Source organism: Citrobacter sp. 21OH12SH02A-Citro (assembly GCF_027919895.1).
GTDB classification, from domain to species: domain Bacteria; phylum Pseudomonadota; class Gammaproteobacteria; order Enterobacterales; family Enterobacteriaceae; genus Citrobacter; species Citrobacter braakii.
Genome location: NZ_CP114801.1, coordinates 2,327,396 through 2,343,892 on the forward strand (window position 1 = coordinate 2,327,396; position 16,497 = coordinate 2,343,892).

Genomic DNA, 16,497 nt, shown 5'->3' on the forward strand with positions numbered 1-16,497 from the left:
GGGACCTGATGGTCCCTTAATTTTTGGCATCAAAACGGTACGGTTTTGCGTATTGCGGCGATCAGGATCTGCGCGGCCTGAGAGAGCTGCACATCGACACGGGTAAGAATGCCGATGGGTTCACCCGCACCGTGGGTGGGTATCGGCAACGACACCAGCGTCGCCTGGCGTAAATCTTCTCTAACTGCGCCTGAAGGGACAAACCACACATAGTCGTAATCGACCGTCAGTTGGCGGGAGAGCGATGCTGACAGCGTTTCAATACAGCCCGGCGGCATTTTGCAGCCCTGACTTTGCAACAACGCCTCTGCGTGCTGGCGAGGGGCGGTTCCTTTTGGTGAAACCACCACCGGCCACTCCATCACCCGACTCAGCGTAATGGTTTCCTGCAACAACGGGTGGTTAGGGCGCACGACCAGTTTGAGCGATTCCAGAAATAACAGCTCGTAGTTCAGACCAACCATCAATTCCGGATCGGCCATACGGCCAATGCCGAGATCAATTTCCCCTGACTTTAAACCCGCCAGGATCATGGGATTACTCATGGTGGCAACCTGCAGCGTGGTCTCCATTTGCTGCTTATGGAACGGGCCAATGACCGCCGGCAGAATGCCCAGGGCCGCGGTGGGTAAGGCGCCAATCCGTACGACATCCGTCTGTGACTCTTCGCGCTGGTTTAAGGCTTGTCCGGCGGTGTTGAGCGCATCCAGCACTCTGACTGCGTGGGTAAGAAACTGTTCTCCGGGCAGCGTTAATTGTGCGCCAAGGCGGCCACGCTCAAAGAGCCGGGTACCGGTCAGTTGCTCCAGTTCATTCAGCGTTTTGGAGAGGGCTGGTTGGCTCAGGTTAAGGGTCTCAGCCGCGCGGCCCAACGTTCCCTGCTGTGCAACGGCGACAAAAGTATGAAGGTGGCGCAAGCGAATGCGCTGATTGAACAGAACATTTTTTTCCATAAGCGATGTTAAAAACAGAGTCGTATCGGTGACAAGTGAAGTTGTTTGATTTTGATAACTTGATAGCAAAATATTATTAACATTTATCCCATTTTACTTACAAATGATTTATTTTGCTTATGTTTTGTACAGCGCTGCCGGGTGGTGGGATCATGGAAGAGAATGCGTCCAGCCGATATACTTTCGTTATTGTTTGCTTTTGAACCATTCTCTTCACAAGGTACTGATTAATGATAGATGTAATAGGGCACCTTAACCCCGATAGCGATGCCATTTGTACCGCCGCCATGACGGCGCGTTGGCTTACTTTACGTGGCCAGCAGGCGACGGCATGGCGTCTGGGCGAACCTAACCGCGAAACGCAATTTATCTTTGAGCATGCAGGACTGACGATGCCCGAACGGCTGACGTTTGAACTGACCGATCGTGATGTGTGGCTGGTCGATTTCACCGAGCCTGCCCAGGGGCCGGCATCGCTGGCAGAAAGTAACGTCGTGGGAATTATCGATCATCACCGACTCGGTGGATTAGTCACTCGTCTGCCACCTGAAGTGTGGGTGAAGCCAGTCGGCAGTAGCGCGACGCTGTTATGGCAACTGATGACGGAAGAGGAGCGCAGCCAGTTGTCTGCCGCTGAGGCCGTTTTATTGCTGGGTGCCGCATTGAGTGACACTGTCACGCTTCGTTCGCCAACGACCACCTCTGACGATCGCCTGGCGGTGGAGGCCCTGGCCCAAAAAACCGGTGTGGATCTCGAGGCGTTTAGTCGCGACCTGCTGTCTGCTAAAACAAGCGTGGAAGGCATGAGCGCTCGCGAGCTTCTGCAGAAAGACATTAAAACCTTCACCATTCATGGACATTCTGTTTGTGTGGCGCAGCTTGAACTGTATGCGCTGCAACAGGTGGATGCGGTGTTGGACGATCTCCGTCTGGAAATGGCGCGCTATGCAGAGGAAAAGAATGCCGCTCTGGTTGTACTGATGCTCACCGATATCAATCTGGGCGACACCAGCCTGTGGTTTGCCGGTCCAGAGCTGTCAGACATCCCGCAGCCCTGTAAGGTGGAGGGGATGCTCAGCCGTAAAAAACAGATGTTGCCCTGGCTGGAAAGTCATTTAAAACCACGCCAGTAGGTTCTGTTCACCGTCTGTAGGGGTGGGAAATTTACGCGGGGTCACACTTTGTAAATTCTTCCCACCGGAGTCAGCGGCGTTTTCTACACTCCAGGTAATATTCACTGGAGGCATGACATTATGGCGAACACCATCACGGCAGATGAGATTCGGGAACAATTTTCGCAGGCAATGTCAGCAATGTACCAGCAGGAAGTCCCGCAATATGGCACGTTGCTGGAACTTGTCGCTGATGTGAATCTGGCGGTACTGGAAAATAATCCTACGCTGCATGAAAAACTGGCGAATGCAGATGAGCTGGCCCGGCTAAACGTTGAGCGCCACGGCGCCATTCGGGTGGGCACTGCGCAGGAGCTTTCTACGCTACGCCGGATGTTTGCCATTATGGGCATGTATCCGGTGAGTTATTACGATCTCTCCCAGGCCGGTGTTCCCGTGCATTCCACCGCGTTTCGTCCCATTGACGATGCGTCGCTTTCGCGCAACCCGTTTCGGGTATTCACCTCGTTATTGCGGCTCGAATTAATCGAAAACGCCGCGCTACGGCAAAAAGCCGCGGAGATCCTCGCGAAACGCGATATTTTCACCCGTCGTTGTCACGAGCTGCTGGATGAGTTTGATGTGCAGGGCAGTTTTACGCCTGAGCAGGCGCAGGAGTTTGTGCAAGAAGCGCTGGAAACTTTCCGCTGGCATCAGCATGCCACGGTCGATGAGGCGACCTATCACGCATTGCACAATGAGCACCGGCTGATTGCTGATGTGGTGTGTTTCCCTGGGTGTCATATTAACCATCTGACGCCGCGTACGCTGGATATCGACCGGGTTCAGTCGATGATGCCGGAGTGCGGCATTGAACCCAAAATACTGATTGAAGGGCCGCCGCGCCGCGAGGTGCCCATTTTATTGCGCCAGACCAGTTTTAAAGCGCTGGAAGAGCCGGTGTTATTTGCCGGTGAAATGCGTGGCACTCACACGGCGCGTTTTGGTGAAATCGAACAGCGCGGCGTGGCCCTGACGCCGAAAGGCAGAGCGTTGTACGACGAATTGCTGAATAAAGCGGGAACGGGAAAAGACAACCTGACGCATCAGCTGCATTTGCAGGAGGTGTTCAAAGCATTCCCGGACAGCGAATTTCTGCTGCGCCAGCAGGGGCTTGCCTGGTTCCGCTACCGGCTGACGCCGTCGGGCGAGGCGCATCGACAGGCGATTCGCCCGGATGACGACCCGCAACCGCTCATTGAGCGGGGCTGGCTGGTTGCTCAGCCCATTACCTACGAAGATTTTTTACCGGTGAGCGCCGCGGGGATTTTCCAGTCTAATTTGGGGAATGAAACTCAGGCCCGTAGCCACGGTAATTCCAGCCGCGACGCGTTTGAACAGGCGCTGGGGTGTGCGGTTTATGATGAGTTTGCGCTGTATCAGGAGGCGCAAGATCGAAGTAAACGTCGGTGTGGTTTACTTTAATTGAATTTACATGGGATTCGGTCTGTTCCCATCGACATAAAATATTTTCGATTTTGTACAGATAATCGGCGACCAACAATTGGATTATTAATGAATTTTGTCTAGAGTGAGCGGTCAGAAATGTGCACTCTCTTGCCGCTGATTATGGCCGGCGCGGGACCATTTACACGACCAGAAGGACTTACTTTCAGGCATGAATCGCAGACGATTTATTAAAGGTTCAATGGCAATGGCCGCCGTGTGCGGAACCAGTGGTATTGCATCACTCTTTTCCAGCGCCGCCTTTGCGGCAGAGTCTGACATTGCAGACGGAAAAACCGTACGTTTTGATTTTTCCGTTCTGCAATCGATGGTCCATGACTTAGCACAGAAGCCCTGGGGCGGCGCACCGCGCGCGTTACCTGACACGCTGGCCAAACTGACGCCTCAGGCCTACAACAGCATTCAATATGACGCAGAGCAGTCTCTGTGGAACAATGTTGAAAATCGTCAGCTTGATGCGCAGTTCTTCCACGTGGGAATGGGCTTCCGTCGCCGCGTACGCATGTTCTCGGTTGATGGCAGCACGCATATGGCGCGCGAAATCCACTTCCGTCCGGAACTGTTTAAATACAATGATGCGGGTGTGGATACCAAACAGCTGGAAGGGCAGACTGACCTCGGGTTCGCCGGGTTCCGCGTGTTTAAAGCGCCAGAATTAGCCCGTCGCGATATCGTTTCTTTCCTGGGCGCCAGCTATTTCCGCGCCGTGGATGACACCTATCAGTATGGTTTATCGGCCCGCGGTCTGGCGGTAGATACCTACACCGACAGCAAAGAAGAGTTTCCTGATTTCACCTCTTTCTGGTTTGAAACGGTCAAACCGGGCGCAACCTCCTTTACCGTGTATGCGCTTCTCGACAGCCCCAGCGTAACCGGTGCATTTAAGTTCGTGATCCACTGCGAGAAAACGCAGGTGATCATGGATGTACAAAACCACATCTATGCGCGCAAAGACATCAAGCAGCTCGGTATTGCACCGATGACCAGCATGTTTAGCTGCGGCAACAATGAACGTCGGATGTGCGACACCATTCACCCGCAAATTCACGATTCCGACCGTCTGGCGATGTGGCGGGGCAATGGCGAGTGGATCTGCCGCCCGCTGAATAACCCGCAAAAACTGCAGTTCAACGCCTATACCGATAACAACCCGAAAGGGTTTGGCTTGCTGCAGCTCGATCGCGACTTCTCCCATTACCAGGATATCATGGGCTGGTACAACAAGCGTCCGAGCCTGTGGGTCGAACCGCGTAACCAGTGGGGCAAGGGGACTATCGGCCTGATGGAGATCCCGACGACCGGCGAAACGCTGGATAACGTCGTCTGCTTCTGGCAGCCTGAAAGGTCGATCAAAGCGGGCGATGATCTGGAATTCAAATATCGCCTGTACTGGAGTGCTCAGCCGCCGGTGCGTTCACCGCTGGCTCGCGTGATGGCGACCCGAACAGGCATGGGCGGCTTCCCGGAAGGATGGGCGCCGGGCGAGCACTACCCGGAAAAATGGGCGCGACGTTTTGCTGTTGATTTCGTTGGTGGCGATCTAAAAGCCGCAGCGCCGAAGGGTATTGAACCGGTGATTACGCTCTCCAGCGGTGAAGCGAAACAGATTGAGATCCTTTACGTGGAACCTATCGACGGTTATCGCATTCAGTTTGACTGGTATCCGACCTCTGACTCAACCGATCCGGTAGATATGCGTATGTTCCTGCGTTGTCAGGGCGACGCCATCAGTGAAACCTGGCTGTATCAGTACTTCCCGCCAGCGCCGGATAAACGTCAGTACGTTGACGACCGCGAGATGCGTTAATCACTCCCTTTACGGCTCTCCGAATGGGGGGCCGAATCTGTAATCCTCTTCACAACCATTCTGTACACTATTTACTCGATCCCGTTCGCATTTTTCTGTAAGTCAAGTGGGTACTCTGGAGGTGTGTATTTCTTATACACGTCCTTTTCCACTAACAGGGAGAAAGTATGTTTCCAGAATACAGAGACCTTATTTCCCGACTGAAATCCGAGAACCCTCGCTTTCTGTCCTTATTCGAAAAACACAACAGCCTTGATCATGAGATCTCCAGACTGGAAGGTTCGGATGGTCGGGGGTATAGTTTGGACATTGTTCGCCTTAAGAAACAGAAACTCCACCTGAAGGAAGATCTGCTCAAAATATTGCAAAAAGAGAGTGTCAGTGAGAGCTAAGTAAAACGGCGCTTGCTGTGTAAAAGGGCTTCCAAAAGGGAGCCCTTCCTGTTTTTATTTGATTGAGCAGGGTGGCCTGCTTAACCATCATAACGGAATGAAAATGTCAGAAGTGATTACCATCAATGACACGCTGGAACTGCGTGCCGTAGAAGAGCAACACGTCACGCCTCTGCATCAGTTGGTGCTTAAAAATAAAAGCTGGCTCCAGCAGTCGCTGAACTGGCCGCAGTTTGTTGCCTCTGAGGAGGACACCCGCAAGAATGTGCAGGGCAATATGATGTTGCACCAGCGCGGTTACGCCAAAATGTTCCTGATTTTTGCGCAAGAAAATGTGGTCGGGGTTATCTCGTTTAACCAGATAGAACCGCTGAACAAAGCGGCTTATATCGGCTACTGGCTGGATGAGGAGCATCAGGGTAAAGGCATCATGTCCCAGGCGCTACAGGCCTTAATTCATCATTATGCGCAGCGTCAGGAGATTCGCCGCTTCGTGATTAAATGTCGCGTAGAAAACGTTGAGAGTAACCAGGTGGCGCTACGTAATGGCTTCCAACTGGAAGGATGTATGCAACAGGCGGAATTCCTTAATGGTGATTACTATGATGTGAATCTCTACGCCCGCATCATTGATGGCTCTTCAGAATAAACCTGCGATAGGCGTGCGCGTAATGCGCTGTTCACCGTTAATCACTTTCGGTCCGCGTAGGTGAATGGTATCGCCATCAAACGCCTGGATATGCGCCTGACCGGTTATCTCAATGTGATGCTCGATCAGCACTTCGCCCAGCACGCAGACGTGGCCTTCAATCAGGATGTGGTCATCTAACTGGAGCGGTCCACCGCGTAATTGCGCATGACCGCCGACCAACACGTGGTGTTTCAGCACGCAGTTACCTTCAACTACCGCGTGCTCCGCCACCTGCGAGCTGTAGCGTAGGGTAGGTATGGCATCTTCTTCGCTCCCGGCGATGACGCGCGCATATCCATAGACTTTGGCGCAATCGCAAATCCAGACATTGTTCTCTTCATTACCTTCCACCTGTGCGAAATCAAAAACTTCCGCCCGATGTTCAATAAAGGCATAGTTGATTTTCGCATTGCCATAGATCTGCGCCTGATGCACCACTCGTGAGTGGCTGACAAAAGCCCGATCATAAATTTGCAGGAGCTGGTCGTTTTCACGGGTTAGCCCCCTGGCGGCGATGATTTCAGAGTCACACATCACGCGCGCATCACCAAAGAGAAGGCACTCGCCGCGAACCACAGAATCCTGAATGGTGACGTTGTCACGTATTTGCGCGTTATGACTGATTTCAGCCCGGTCAATCCACACGTCATCGCTAATTTGCGCGCCATCTCTGACCACGCTTGCCTGAGTAATGCGGGCGTTTCCTGTAATCGTCGCGCCGGAAAATGCGAGCGCGTTTTCATCGTAAATCCAGCAATCACCGCTTTGTGACAGCACGCTTTCATTGTCGATCCAGCCACCGGGCGTGCCGGCCTGGACATCATTAAAATCAGTGAGCGCAATGATTTGGCGTAGTAATACGCTTTTTTTATTGCCATTATCCTGGTAACTAAAGGATCGAGACTCATCGCTGAGACGATATTTGGTCATAGCTCATTTCCATGTTGCGCACCTTAGTTAAACGTAGCAAAGTTATCCGCACTGGCTAAATCAGCGGAAATTCCATAAAATGCATTTCAAATATACTTTAAAAAATAAACAAAATGAGTAAGAACAAGCAGAGTGAGCGGGTCCTCAATCTTCCGGCCGGTTATTTTGGCATGGTACTGGGCATCATTGGGATGGGGTTTGCGTGGCGTTATGCCAGTCAGGTGTGGCCAGTGAGTCACTTGATTGGCGACGGTTTAGTGATCCTCGCAATGGTCATTTGGGGGCTGCTGACGCTGGCTTTTCTGAGCCGTTTACTGCGTTTTCCGCATAGCGTATTGGCGGAAATTCGTCACCCGGTGATGAGCAGCTTTGTCAGTCTGTTTCCGGCCACAACGATGCTGGTCGCGATTGGTTTTGTCCCGTGGTATCGACCGCTGGCGATTGGGTTGTTCAGCATTGGCGTGGTGATACAGCTGGCCTACGCCGCCTGGCAAACGGCAGGGTTGTGGCGTGGATCGCATCCAGAGGAAGCCACCACGCCGGGTCTGTATCTGCCGACCGTCGCCAATAACTTTATCAGTGCGATGGCCTGTGGCGCACTGGGTTTCAACGACGCAGGATTGGTGTTTTTAGGCGCCGGGGTTTTTTCCTGGCTCAGCCTGGAGCCGGTGATTCTGCAACGTTTACGTAGCTGCGGCGAGTTGCCTGCGGTGTTACGTACTTCACTTGGCATTCAACTGGCGCCTGCGCTGGTCGCCTGCAGTGCCTGGCTTAGCGTTAACGGCGGCGAGGGCGATACGTTAGCCAAAATGTTGTTCGGCTATGGTCTGCTGCAACTGCTGTTCATGCTGCGGCTCATGCCGTGGTATTTGTCACAGCCATTTAATGCGTCTTTCTGGAGCTTCTCGTTTGGCGTGTCGGCTCTGGCAACAACAGGGCTGCATCTGGGCCACGGTAGCGAGTCAGGATTTTTTCATACGCTGTCGATCCCACTGTTTATTTTTACCAATTTTATCATTGCATTATTACTGGTACGTACGTTTGCATTGCTGATGCAGGGGAAACTGCTCATCCGCACGGAGCGTGCTGCATTACTGAAATCTGAGGATAAATAATGACCCTTTGCGACGAAAACTACTTTACTGAGAAATACGATTTAACTCGTACGCATTCCGATGTTGTTGAAGCGGCAAAAATTGTTAAGCCAGGTAAAACGTTAGACCTGGGCTGCGGTAACGGTCGTAACAGCCTGTACCTTGCGGCAAACGGTTATGACGTGACAGCATGGGATAAAAATCCCATGAGCATCGCTAACCTTGAGCGTATCAAAGCGGCGGAAGGGCTGACCAATCTGCACGCGAACGTCGCGGATCTCAACGCATTACGCTTTGATGGCGAATATGATTTTATTCTTTCTACCGTTGTGCTGATGTTCCTTGAAGCCAAAACTATCCCTGGCCTTATTGAAAATATGCAGCGTTGCACTAAACCGGGCGGATATAACTTAATTGTCGCGGCGATGGATACCGATGATTTTCCGTGTACCGTGGGTTTCCCGTTCGCGTTTAAAACCGGAGAATTGCGCAATTATTACAGCGGATGGGATCTGCTGAAATATAACGAAGACGTGGGTGAACTTCATCGTACGGATGAAAACGGTAATCGAATTAAACTGCGCTTTGCCACAATGCTGGCACGCAAAACTGCCTGAACCTCCCGCCTGGGTTAACTCTTTCTGCGCTCAGCATTTTTTGTGCCGGGCGCAGAGAGAAAATTGTGCGGTGTTTACCATTTTTAGTACATCCAAAATGAAACTGTTTTGCTATCCTTTTTAAGCATCATTGCGAAAACTAAAGGGATCGTTTCATGCGTACTCAAACTTTATTTAAAGTTGCAGTGCTTACTGGCTTGTTGGCATTATCCGGCTGTGCGTCAAAAGTGACTGCGCCGGATAAATATTCTGGTTTTTTAAAAAATTACTCTGATTTGAAGGAAACACAATCAGCATCGGGACAAACCGTACTCCGTTGGGTTGATCCGAGCTACAACGAATCCAAATATGACAACATTGTATATAACCCGGTAACGTATTATCCGGTTCCTAAACCTACCACGCAGGTAGGGCAGCAGGTTCTTGATCAACTGCTGACCTACACCAATACCCAGTTGAAATCCGCCATCAGCAAGCGTAAGCCCCTGGTTACTACCCCTGGGCCACGTAGCCTGATTTTCCGCGGAGCGATTACCGGTGTTGCAACAAGCAAAGAAGGTCTGCAGTTCTATGAAGTGATCCCGGTTGCGCTACTCGTTGCGGGAACACAAATGGCAACGGGTCACCGTACCATGGATACCAACCTCTATTTCGAGGGTGAGTTGATTGATGCTGCGACCAATAAACCGGTAATTAAAGTTGTACGTAAGGGTGAAGGTAAAGATCTGAGCAACGAAAGCACGCCGATGGCGTTCGAAACGTTGAAGAAAGTTATTGATGACATGGCGACGGATGCCACCATGTTTGACGTGAACAAAAAACCACAATAATAATCAACGCACCATCTCAGGATGGTGCGTTTTTTGTGCACAGAAAACCCCCAGCTAGGCTGGGGGTTCCGGAAAGCTTTCAGCTTTGGGCCAGTTATTAAAACCCCTTTTGATTTGTTAAAACACATTGCGGTCTGGCAACTGCAAATGTTTAACAAGAAATCAAAAGGGGGTCCCAATGGGGGACGAAAAGAGCTTAGCGCACACCCGATGGAACTGTAAATATCACATAGTTTTTGCGCCCAAATACCGAAGACAAGCATTCTACGGTGAGAAACGCAGGGCGATAGGCAGCATCTTAAGAAAGCTGTGTGAGTGGAAAAACGTGCGGATCCTGGAAGCGGAATGCTGTGTAGATCATATTCATATGCTTGTGGAAATCCCACCCAAAATGAGCGTATCCGGCTTTATGGGGTATCTGAAAGGGAAAAGCAGTCTGATGCTGTATGAACAGTTTGGGGATATGAAATTCAAGTACAGGAATAGAGAGTTCTGGTGCCGGGGATACTACGTAGATACGGTGGGTAAGAACACGGTGAAGATACAGGAATACATAAAGCACCAGCTTGCAGAAGATAAAATGGGTGAGCAGTTATCGATCCCTTATGCGGGTAGCCCGTTTACGGGCCGTAAGTAACGAAGTCTGATGCAAATGTCAGATCGTATGCGCCTGTTAGGGCGCGGCTGGTAACAGAGCCTTATAGGCGCATCCGAAAAACCTCCGGCTATGCCGGAGGATATTTATTTTATGCCACCCGGCGTCGATAGAATAGTTTACCCATCAGCACTTCTGGTCGGGCAAACATCACCATATTCCCCAGTAAAATCAATACCAATCCGGCAATAGCGTTAACCTGCCAGACGTATCCTTCATACAATGTTGACAGCGTTAACGCAACCAGCGGGAAAAGCAGGGTACTGTATGCCGCCCTACTGGGACCAATGCGACCTACCAGTGTGAAATAAGCGCCGAAAGCAATCACTGAGCCAAAAATAGCCAGATATAACAGCGCGCTGAGATAGCTGAATGTCCACTGTGGCGTAAAATTGTCCCCGCGCATCAGCGCAATGGCAGCGATCAACAGCGTGCCGTACAGCATGGCCCAACTGTTGGTCGTTAACACTTCCAGCCCTTTTTTCTGGTGACGCATGCTGATCATATTACCCAATGAGAAACCGAAGGTTCCAAGGGCGCTTAAGCCGATACCCAGCAGCAAGGAATGATTGAATCCGCTGTTGAGCAAATCCTGCCAGAACAGAGTCACAATGCCCGTCAGTCCGAGACCGGCTGCGATATAGAAACGCAGCGGTGGTCTTTGCCCAAAAAAGATGAAGCTATTGACCGCATTGAACAGGACGGCCATTGAGAAAATCACCGACTCCAGGCCGGTATTAATCCAGGCCGCAGCCGTATAAAAACACCAGAAGTTGAAGCAAAAAACGCATCCCCCCTGTAACAGACAAAACAGATGATCGCGACCAGACAGTTTGCGTAATTTACCGCTAACCAGCAGGATCACTATCATCAGCGAACTGGCAACGGCGAAGCGCCAAAAGATAGAAACCGGCGCAGAAACCGGGCCCTGCTGCAAATAAATCGCAATCCATGTCGTTCCCCAAATTACCACCACCAGGCAGTACAACAGTGCGTTCATACAACTCTCTCTTTTTTGGATTCAGGTTCACACTGTGTCATGTCTGGCGGCAGGAGGCTTTCATCGGTTTGCGGCGGACTTGCAAAATCTTGCGCTTTTTTAGCGTAAAAGCGAAAAGGAAGCTGTTAACAATATGTGGCTGTTATAGACTGAAAGCCTGCTAACTTATTTTGAATGTGATGGTATGCCTCAGCCCTACGATGCCTTTGAAAACTTACGCAAACATAATGCCGTGCTGCATGAATCGGTTGCGTTACATTCAGGGATCCAACTGGCGGCCTGGTCAAACAAGCGCGATACCATCACCCAGTATTGCGATCACCATACGCTCAGTTTATATATCGCGGATGGCTACGAGAGTTACCACAAAACGGCGGGGGGCTGGAAGAATGGCGGCGGACCGGACCGTTTTTGCCTGATGCCGAAAGAGAGCGAGTCAAGTTGGGATATCCGCGACGATCTTTCCTTTGTTCATCTCTATTGTACCGACGCACATCTGCGCGAAGTGGGGGAAAAAGTCTGGGATAAAAGCCCCTATAGCTTCACGCTGGACGAGCACACGTTTGGCAGTGACCCGGGGATCACGGCGGTTTACCGTCAGTTTCTGCTTGATAACGACTGGCAGCAACCGGCCAATCATCTCACGCTCAGCGCGGCATCTTCGCTACTGTTAACGCATCTGATCCAGCATTACAGCAACGTTCAATGGCGACTGCCCACCGTCACCGGGGGACTCGCGCCCGTCACCCTGCGTAACGTGCTGGCCTATATTGACGCGCATCTGGCGTATCCAATCACCCTGAACGACCTGGCTAGCGAGGCGGCGCTCAGCGAATTCCATTTTGCCAGAATGTTCCGCCAGTCGATGAATATGGCACCGCATCAGTATGTGATGCAACGTCGTATGGCGCTGGCGCAGCATCTGGTCTGTTACACTTCGCGCAGTTTGTCAGATATTGCGATGACCTGCGGATTCAGTTCGGCAAGCCATTTTAGTAACCGGTTTAAACAGGTAACCGGTAAAACGCCAACGCAGCTACGTGCGGCGAAATAACGTCAACACGGCGTAGCAGATACCGCCTACGACCAGCCCCCAGAATGCAGATCCAATCCCCAATAACGTCAGGCCGCTGGCCGTGACCAAAAACGTAACGATGGCTGCATCGCGTTCCGCTTCATTATGCAACGCCTGATACAAACTACCGCTAATTGTCCCGAGCAAGGCCAGACCGGCCAGCATCTGGATCCAGCTTACGGGTAGTGCCGCCATTAGTCCTGTGACTGAACCGCCAAACACCCCTGCCAGAAGATAGAAGACGCCAGCCGCGGCGGCGGCGAGCCAGCGTCGTTTGGCATCAGGATGCGCTTCGGGACTTTGGCAAATTGCGGCGGTTATGGCGGCAATGCAGATGGAGTAGACGCCAAACGGCGAAAACATCAGCGCCAGCAGGCCGGTAAAGATAATGAGCGGTGAAACGGGTAATGAATAGCCCGACGCATTCATAGTGGCAATACCTGGGGCATTTTGCGAAGCCATGGTAACCAGAAACAGCGGTAGCGCAATGCTGATACTGTGGGCAAATGAAAAGTGTGGGGTAATAAACGCAGGCATGACCGGCGACAAAGCCACTCCACTTGTGACAATGTCACCTTTTATTAGCGCGATAGCGACACCCGCCAGCATCGCGGCGATCGTCGCGTACCGTGGGGCTGTGACTTTAAATACCAGCCATGCCACCAGCATACTACCGCACAAAATAAGCTCACTGTTGAGGCTATTAAAGGCCTGCAGACCAAAGCGCAGTAGGATCCCGGCCAGCATGGCTGATGCCAGTGAGTGGGGGATTATTTTCATCAGACGGGCAAACAATCCGGTTATGCCGCACAGCACAATCAACGCGTTAGCTACGATAAAAACGCCGATAGCATCCTGAATCGATACCCCGTGCAGACCCGTAACCAGCAGCGCGGCGCCAGGTGTTGACCAGGCCGTGAGCACAGGAGCGCGATACCATAACGTCAGCGCCAGCGTACTGACGCCCATTGCAATCCCCAGCGCGGTCATCCAGCCCGCGATTTGATCGGTGGTCGCACCTGCGGCCAGGGCCGCTTGCCAGATAATGGCAGCCGAGCTGGCGTAACCGACCAGGACAGCCACAAAACCCGATAATACGGTGGGCAGTGGGATAGAAAATGCGCGCATAGTCACTCCGTGTGCGTTATAACGGTCAATCAATGTAGCACTGTGCGTTATAGCGTACAAGTGCTAAGCTGTAGCCTTGAGAAAGGAGAGTCAGGAAGGCGAAAAATGGAAAACTTAACCCACTATCTGGCCACAACGCTCCGCACGCTACGTCACCAGCGGGAATGGAGCCTGTCACGTTTGGCGGAGGAAACCGGCGTGTCAAAAGCCATGTTGGGGCAGATTGAGCGCAACGAATCCAGCCCAACGGTGGCGACATTGTGGAAAATTGCCACCGGACTGAACGTGCCGTTCTCGACGTTTATTTCACCGCCAGAGTCAGACGGCGCGCCAACATTCGATCCCCAGCAGCAGGCGATGGTCGTCACGCCATTGTTTCCGTGGGACCCACAGCTGTGCTTCGATCATTTTTCGATACAGCTGGCACCCGGCGCACTCAGTGAATCGACTCCGCATGAAACCGGCGTTATAGAGCACGTGGTGGTGATAAATGGGCTGCTGGATATGTGTATTGAGGGGCAGTGGCGCACCATGAAATCCGGCGAGGGGGTGCGTTTTGCGGGAGACAGGGCGCATAGCTACCGTAACAGTAGCGAACAAACGGTTCACTTTCATTCCCTGATCCATTACCCGCGCGGTTAGTCGGGAAAACTATTCCGAAAATCCGCGCTTGTGACTACAATAGCCGCCATTTTTACCACTTGTGGATGGTAACAACTGTATGCGCCAGCAGCCTCATCACCTTGAATTGTTAAGCCCGGCCCGGGATACCGCCATTGCACGTGAAGCCATTTTGCACGGTGCTGACGCCGTTTACATTGGCGGACCGGGTTTTGGCGCGCGTCATAACGCCAGTAACAGCCTGAAAGATATCGCCGAACTGGTGCCGTTTGCGCATCGTTACGGGGCGAAAATCTTTGTGACGCTGAATACAATCTTGCATGATGATGAGCTGGAGCCCGCACAGCGATTAATTACCGATCTGTATCAGACCGGCGTTGACGCCCTGATTGTGCAGGATATGGGGATTCTGGAGCTGGATATCCCTCCCATTGAGCTGCACGCCAGCACCCAATGTGATATTCGCAGCGTCGAGAAGGCGAAGTTTCTTTCTGACGTCGGATTCACCCAAATTGTCCTCGCGCGCGAACTAAGCCTTGAGCAGATACACGCCATTCATCAGGCTACGGATGCAACTATTGAATTTTTCATTCACGGTGCGCTGTGCGTGGCCTATTCAGGCCAGTGTTATATTTCACATGCGCAAACCGGACGTAGCGCTAACCGCGGTGACTGTTCTCAGGCTTGTCGCCTGCCGTATACCCTGAAAGACGATCAGGGGCGCGTCGTATCCTATGAAAAACATCTGCTGTCGATGAAAGATAACGATCAGACCGCCAACCTCGGCGCGTTGATTGACGCAGGCGTGCGCTCCTTCAAAATTGAAGGGCGCTATAAAGACATGAGCTATGTGAAGAATATTACCGCGCATTATCGTCAGATGCTGGACGCCATTATTGAAGAGCGCGGCGATCTTGCCCGTTCTTCAGCCGGGCGTACCGAACATTTCTTTACTCCATCCACGGAAAAGACCTTCCATCGCGGCAGCACCGATTATTTTGTGAATGCCCGTAAGGGGGATATCGGCGCATTCGACTCACCAAAGTTCATCGGTCTGCCGGTTGGCGAAGTCCTGAAGGTGGCAAAAGATCATCTCGATGTTGAGGTAACAGAACCGCTGGCCAACGGGGATGGTCTGAACGTGTTAATCAAGCGTGAGGTCGTCGGATTTCGCGCCAACACCGTTGAAAAAACGGGGCACAATCGTTATCGGGTGTGGCCGAATGAAATGCCCGCCGACCTGCACAAAGTGCGCGCCAACCATCCGCTGAACCGCAATCTCGATCATAACTGGCAGCAAGCGTTGACCAAAACCTCCAGCGAACGCCGCGTCGCGGTCGATATTGAGCTGGGCGGCTGGCAGGAACAGTTGATCCTGACGCTCACCAGTGAGGAGGGGGTGAGTATCACCCATACGCTGGACGGCCAGTTTGAGGAAGCGAACAATGCAGAAAAAGCGTTGAGCAACCTGCAGGATGGTCTGGCAAAACTGGGACAAACGCTGTATTACGCCCGTAATATTCAGGTGAATCTGCCGGGAGCATTGTTCGTGCCGAACGGTCAACTGAATCAGCTGCGACGTGAAGCGGTCGATATGCTGGATGCAGCTCGTTTGCAAAACTATCAGCGCGGTCGCCGTAAACCGGTTGCCCAGCCGGCGCCGGTTTACCCGCAAACGCATCTGAGCTTTCTGGCTAACGTCTACAACCATAAAGCGCGAGAGTTTTATCACCGTTATGGCGTGCAGTTGATTGATGCCGCCTATGAGGCGCATGAAGAAAAGGGCGATGTGCCGGTGATGATCACCAAACATTGCCTGCGTTTTGCGTTTAACCTGTGTCCGAAACAGGCGAAAGGAAATATCAAAAGCTGGAAAGCCACGCCGATGCAGCTGGTTAACGGCGATGAGGTCCTGACGCTGAAATTTGATTGCCGACCGTGCGAAATGCACGTGATCGGCAAGATGAAACATCACATTCTGAAGATGCCGTTGCCGGGCAGCGTGGTGGCTTCCGTCAGCCCTGAAGAACTGCTGAAAACGTTGCCAAAGCGTAAAAGCTAACTG

16 protein-coding genes are annotated in these 16,497 nt (G+C 52.1%); 12 read left to right on the forward strand and 4 right to left on the reverse strand.

Features of this window, described 5'->3' with window-relative positions; all coding sequences use genetic code 11:
* Window positions 1-29: 29 nt before the first annotated feature.
* Window positions 30-953, reverse strand: coding sequence for a pca operon transcription factor PcaQ (pcaQ, locus tag O6D90_RS11280; RefSeq protein WP_003020288.1), 924 nt, complete (start codon window positions 951-953; stop codon window positions 30-32).
* A gap of 230 nt (window positions 954-1,183) precedes the next feature.
* Between pcaQ and O6D90_RS11285 the strand changes: the two genes are divergently transcribed.
* The 5 genes from O6D90_RS11285 to rimL all read left to right on the forward strand — a co-directional run bounded on the left by O6D90_RS11285 (window position 1,184) and on the right by rimL (window position 6,440).
* Window positions 1,184-2,086, forward strand: coding sequence for a manganese-dependent inorganic pyrophosphatase (locus O6D90_RS11285; RefSeq protein ID WP_088582967.1), 903 nt, complete (start codon window positions 1,184-1,186; stop codon window positions 2,084-2,086).
* 120 nt (window positions 2,087-2,206) lie between these two features.
* Window positions 2,207-3,550 (forward strand): 2-oxoadipate dioxygenase/decarboxylase HglS, encoded by a 1,344-nt coding sequence (hglS, locus tag O6D90_RS11290; RefSeq protein WP_016156596.1) that lies wholly within the window; start codon window positions 2,207-2,209, stop codon window positions 3,548-3,550.
* A 193-nt stretch (window positions 3,551-3,743) separates the two neighbouring features.
* Window positions 3,744-5,399: a glucan biosynthesis protein D gene (locus O6D90_RS11295; protein WP_271143311.1), complete on the forward strand. Its 1,656-nt coding sequence runs from the start codon at window positions 3,744-3,746 to the stop codon at window positions 5,397-5,399.
* 167 nt (window positions 5,400-5,566) lie between these two features.
* Window positions 5,567-5,791 (forward strand): YdcH family protein, encoded by a 225-nt coding sequence (locus O6D90_RS11300; RefSeq protein WP_003833168.1) that lies wholly within the window; start codon window positions 5,567-5,569, stop codon window positions 5,789-5,791.
* A gap of 103 nt (window positions 5,792-5,894) precedes the next feature.
* A complete protein-coding gene (gene rimL, locus O6D90_RS11305) occupies window positions 5,895-6,440 on the forward strand; it encodes a 50S ribosomal protein L7/L12-serine acetyltransferase (protein WP_016156595.1) in 546 nt (181 codons plus the stop codon).
* On the opposite strand, the gene ydcK is transcribed toward rimL, so the two are convergent.
* Window positions 6,432-7,412 carry a YdcK family protein gene (ydcK, locus tag O6D90_RS11310; protein ID WP_016156594.1) on the reverse strand — a complete coding sequence of 327 codons (981 nt, stop codon included), beginning with the start codon at window positions 7,410-7,412 and terminating at the stop codon, window positions 6,432-6,434. The genes rimL and ydcK overlap by 9 nt on opposite strands.
* Before the next feature lie 113 nt (window positions 7,413-7,525).
* Here ydcK and tehA point away from each other — a divergent pair, with 113 nt between their 5' ends.
* From tehA to tnpA, 4 genes are all read left to right on the forward strand, one after another.
* A complete protein-coding gene (tehA, locus tag O6D90_RS11315) occupies window positions 7,526-8,527 on the forward strand; it encodes a dicarboxylate transporter/tellurite-resistance protein TehA (protein ID WP_016156593.1) in 1,002 nt (333 codons plus the stop codon).
* Window positions 8,527-9,123: a tellurite resistance methyltransferase TehB gene (gene tehB / locus O6D90_RS11320; RefSeq protein WP_016156592.1), complete on the forward strand. Its 597-nt coding sequence runs from the start codon at window positions 8,527-8,529 to the stop codon at window positions 9,121-9,123. The genes tehA and tehB overlap by 1 nt, the downstream gene beginning before the upstream one ends.
* A 155-nt stretch (window positions 9,124-9,278) precedes the next feature.
* Window positions 9,279-9,953, forward strand: a complete 675-nt coding sequence (locus O6D90_RS11325) for a DUF3313 domain-containing protein (protein WP_016156591.1) — start codon at window positions 9,279-9,281, stop codon at window positions 9,951-9,953.
* A 178-nt stretch (window positions 9,954-10,131) separates the two neighbouring features.
* Window positions 10,132-10,590 (forward strand): IS200/IS605 family transposase, encoded by a 459-nt coding sequence (gene tnpA, locus O6D90_RS11330; protein ID WP_016155868.1) that lies wholly within the window; start codon window positions 10,132-10,134, stop codon window positions 10,588-10,590.
* Window positions 10,591-10,699: 109 nt separating this feature from the next.
* On the opposite strand, the gene O6D90_RS11335 is transcribed toward tnpA, so the two are convergent.
* Window positions 10,700-11,608, reverse strand: a complete 909-nt coding sequence (locus O6D90_RS11335) for a DMT family transporter (protein ID WP_016156589.1) — start codon at window positions 11,606-11,608, stop codon at window positions 10,700-10,702.
* Window positions 11,609-11,792: 184 nt separating this feature from the next.
* Here O6D90_RS11335 and O6D90_RS11340 point away from each other — a divergent pair, with 184 nt between their 5' ends.
* Entirely contained in the window at window positions 11,793-12,662 is an 870-nt protein-coding gene (locus O6D90_RS11340) for an AraC family transcriptional regulator (RefSeq protein WP_016156588.1), read from the forward strand.
* Here O6D90_RS11340 and O6D90_RS11345 read toward each other — a convergent pair.
* Entirely contained in the window at window positions 12,645-13,811 is a 1,167-nt protein-coding gene (locus O6D90_RS11345; protein ID WP_146111729.1) for a benzoate/H(+) symporter BenE family transporter, read from the reverse strand. The genes O6D90_RS11340 and O6D90_RS11345 overlap by 18 nt on opposite strands.
* 105 nt (window positions 13,812-13,916) lie before the next feature.
* On the opposite strand from O6D90_RS11345, the gene O6D90_RS11350 reads away from it, so the two are divergent.
* Window positions 13,917-14,453: a helix-turn-helix domain-containing protein gene (locus O6D90_RS11350; RefSeq protein ID WP_016153160.1), complete on the forward strand. Its 537-nt coding sequence runs from the start codon at window positions 13,917-13,919 to the stop codon at window positions 14,451-14,453.
* 79 nt (window positions 14,454-14,532) lie between these two features.
* The gene (locus O6D90_RS11355; protein ID WP_046275600.1) at window positions 14,533-16,494 is read left to right on the forward strand and encodes a peptidase U32 family protein; all 1,962 of its coding nucleotides are present in this window, start codon (window positions 14,533-14,535) and stop codon (window positions 16,492-16,494) included.
* Window positions 16,495-16,497: the final 3 nt, after the last annotated feature.

Bases quoted from the DNA above. Each gene is read 5' to 3' on its own strand.
- O6D90_RS11350 (WP_016153160.1), top strand. From the start codon at position 13,917: ATGGAAAACTTAACCCACTATCTGGCCACAACGCTCCGCACGCTACGT.
- O6D90_RS11335 (WP_016156589.1), bottom strand. From the start codon at position 11,608: ATGAACGCACTGTTGTACTGCCTGGTGGTGGTAATTTGGGGAACGACA.
- O6D90_RS11295 (WP_271143311.1), top strand. From the start codon at position 3,744: ATGAATCGCAGACGATTTATTAAAGGTTCAATGGCAATGGCCGCCGTG.
- O6D90_RS11345 (WP_146111729.1), bottom strand. From the start codon at position 13,811: ATGCGCGCATTTTCTATCCCACTGCCCACCGTATTATCGGGTTTTGTG.
- O6D90_RS11300 (WP_003833168.1), top strand. From the start codon at position 5,567: ATGTTTCCAGAATACAGAGACCTTATTTCCCGACTGAAATCCGAGAAC.
- O6D90_RS11340 (WP_016156588.1), top strand. From the start codon at position 11,793: ATGCCTCAGCCCTACGATGCCTTTGAAAACTTACGCAAACATAATGCC.
- tnpA (WP_016155868.1), top strand. From the start codon at position 10,132: ATGGGGGACGAAAAGAGCTTAGCGCACACCCGATGGAACTGTAAATAT.
- O6D90_RS11355 (WP_046275600.1), top strand. From the start codon at position 14,533: ATGCGCCAGCAGCCTCATCACCTTGAATTGTTAAGCCCGGCCCGGGAT.
- tehB (WP_016156592.1), top strand. From the start codon at position 8,527: ATGACCCTTTGCGACGAAAACTACTTTACTGAGAAATACGATTTAACT.
- O6D90_RS11285 (WP_088582967.1), top strand. From the start codon at position 1,184: ATGATAGATGTAATAGGGCACCTTAACCCCGATAGCGATGCCATTTGT.
- tehA (WP_016156593.1), top strand. From the start codon at position 7,526: ATGAGTAAGAACAAGCAGAGTGAGCGGGTCCTCAATCTTCCGGCCGGT.
- rimL (WP_016156595.1), top strand. From the start codon at position 5,895: ATGTCAGAAGTGATTACCATCAATGACACGCTGGAACTGCGTGCCGTA.
- O6D90_RS11325 (WP_016156591.1), top strand. From the start codon at position 9,279: ATGCGTACTCAAACTTTATTTAAAGTTGCAGTGCTTACTGGCTTGTTG.
- hglS (WP_016156596.1), top strand. From the start codon at position 2,207: ATGGCGAACACCATCACGGCAGATGAGATTCGGGAACAATTTTCGCAG.
- pcaQ (WP_003020288.1), bottom strand. From the start codon at position 953: ATGGAAAAAAATGTTCTGTTCAATCAGCGCATTCGCTTGCGCCACCTT.
- ydcK (WP_016156594.1), bottom strand. From the start codon at position 7,412: ATGACCAAATATCGTCTCAGCGATGAGTCTCGATCCTTTAGTTACCAG.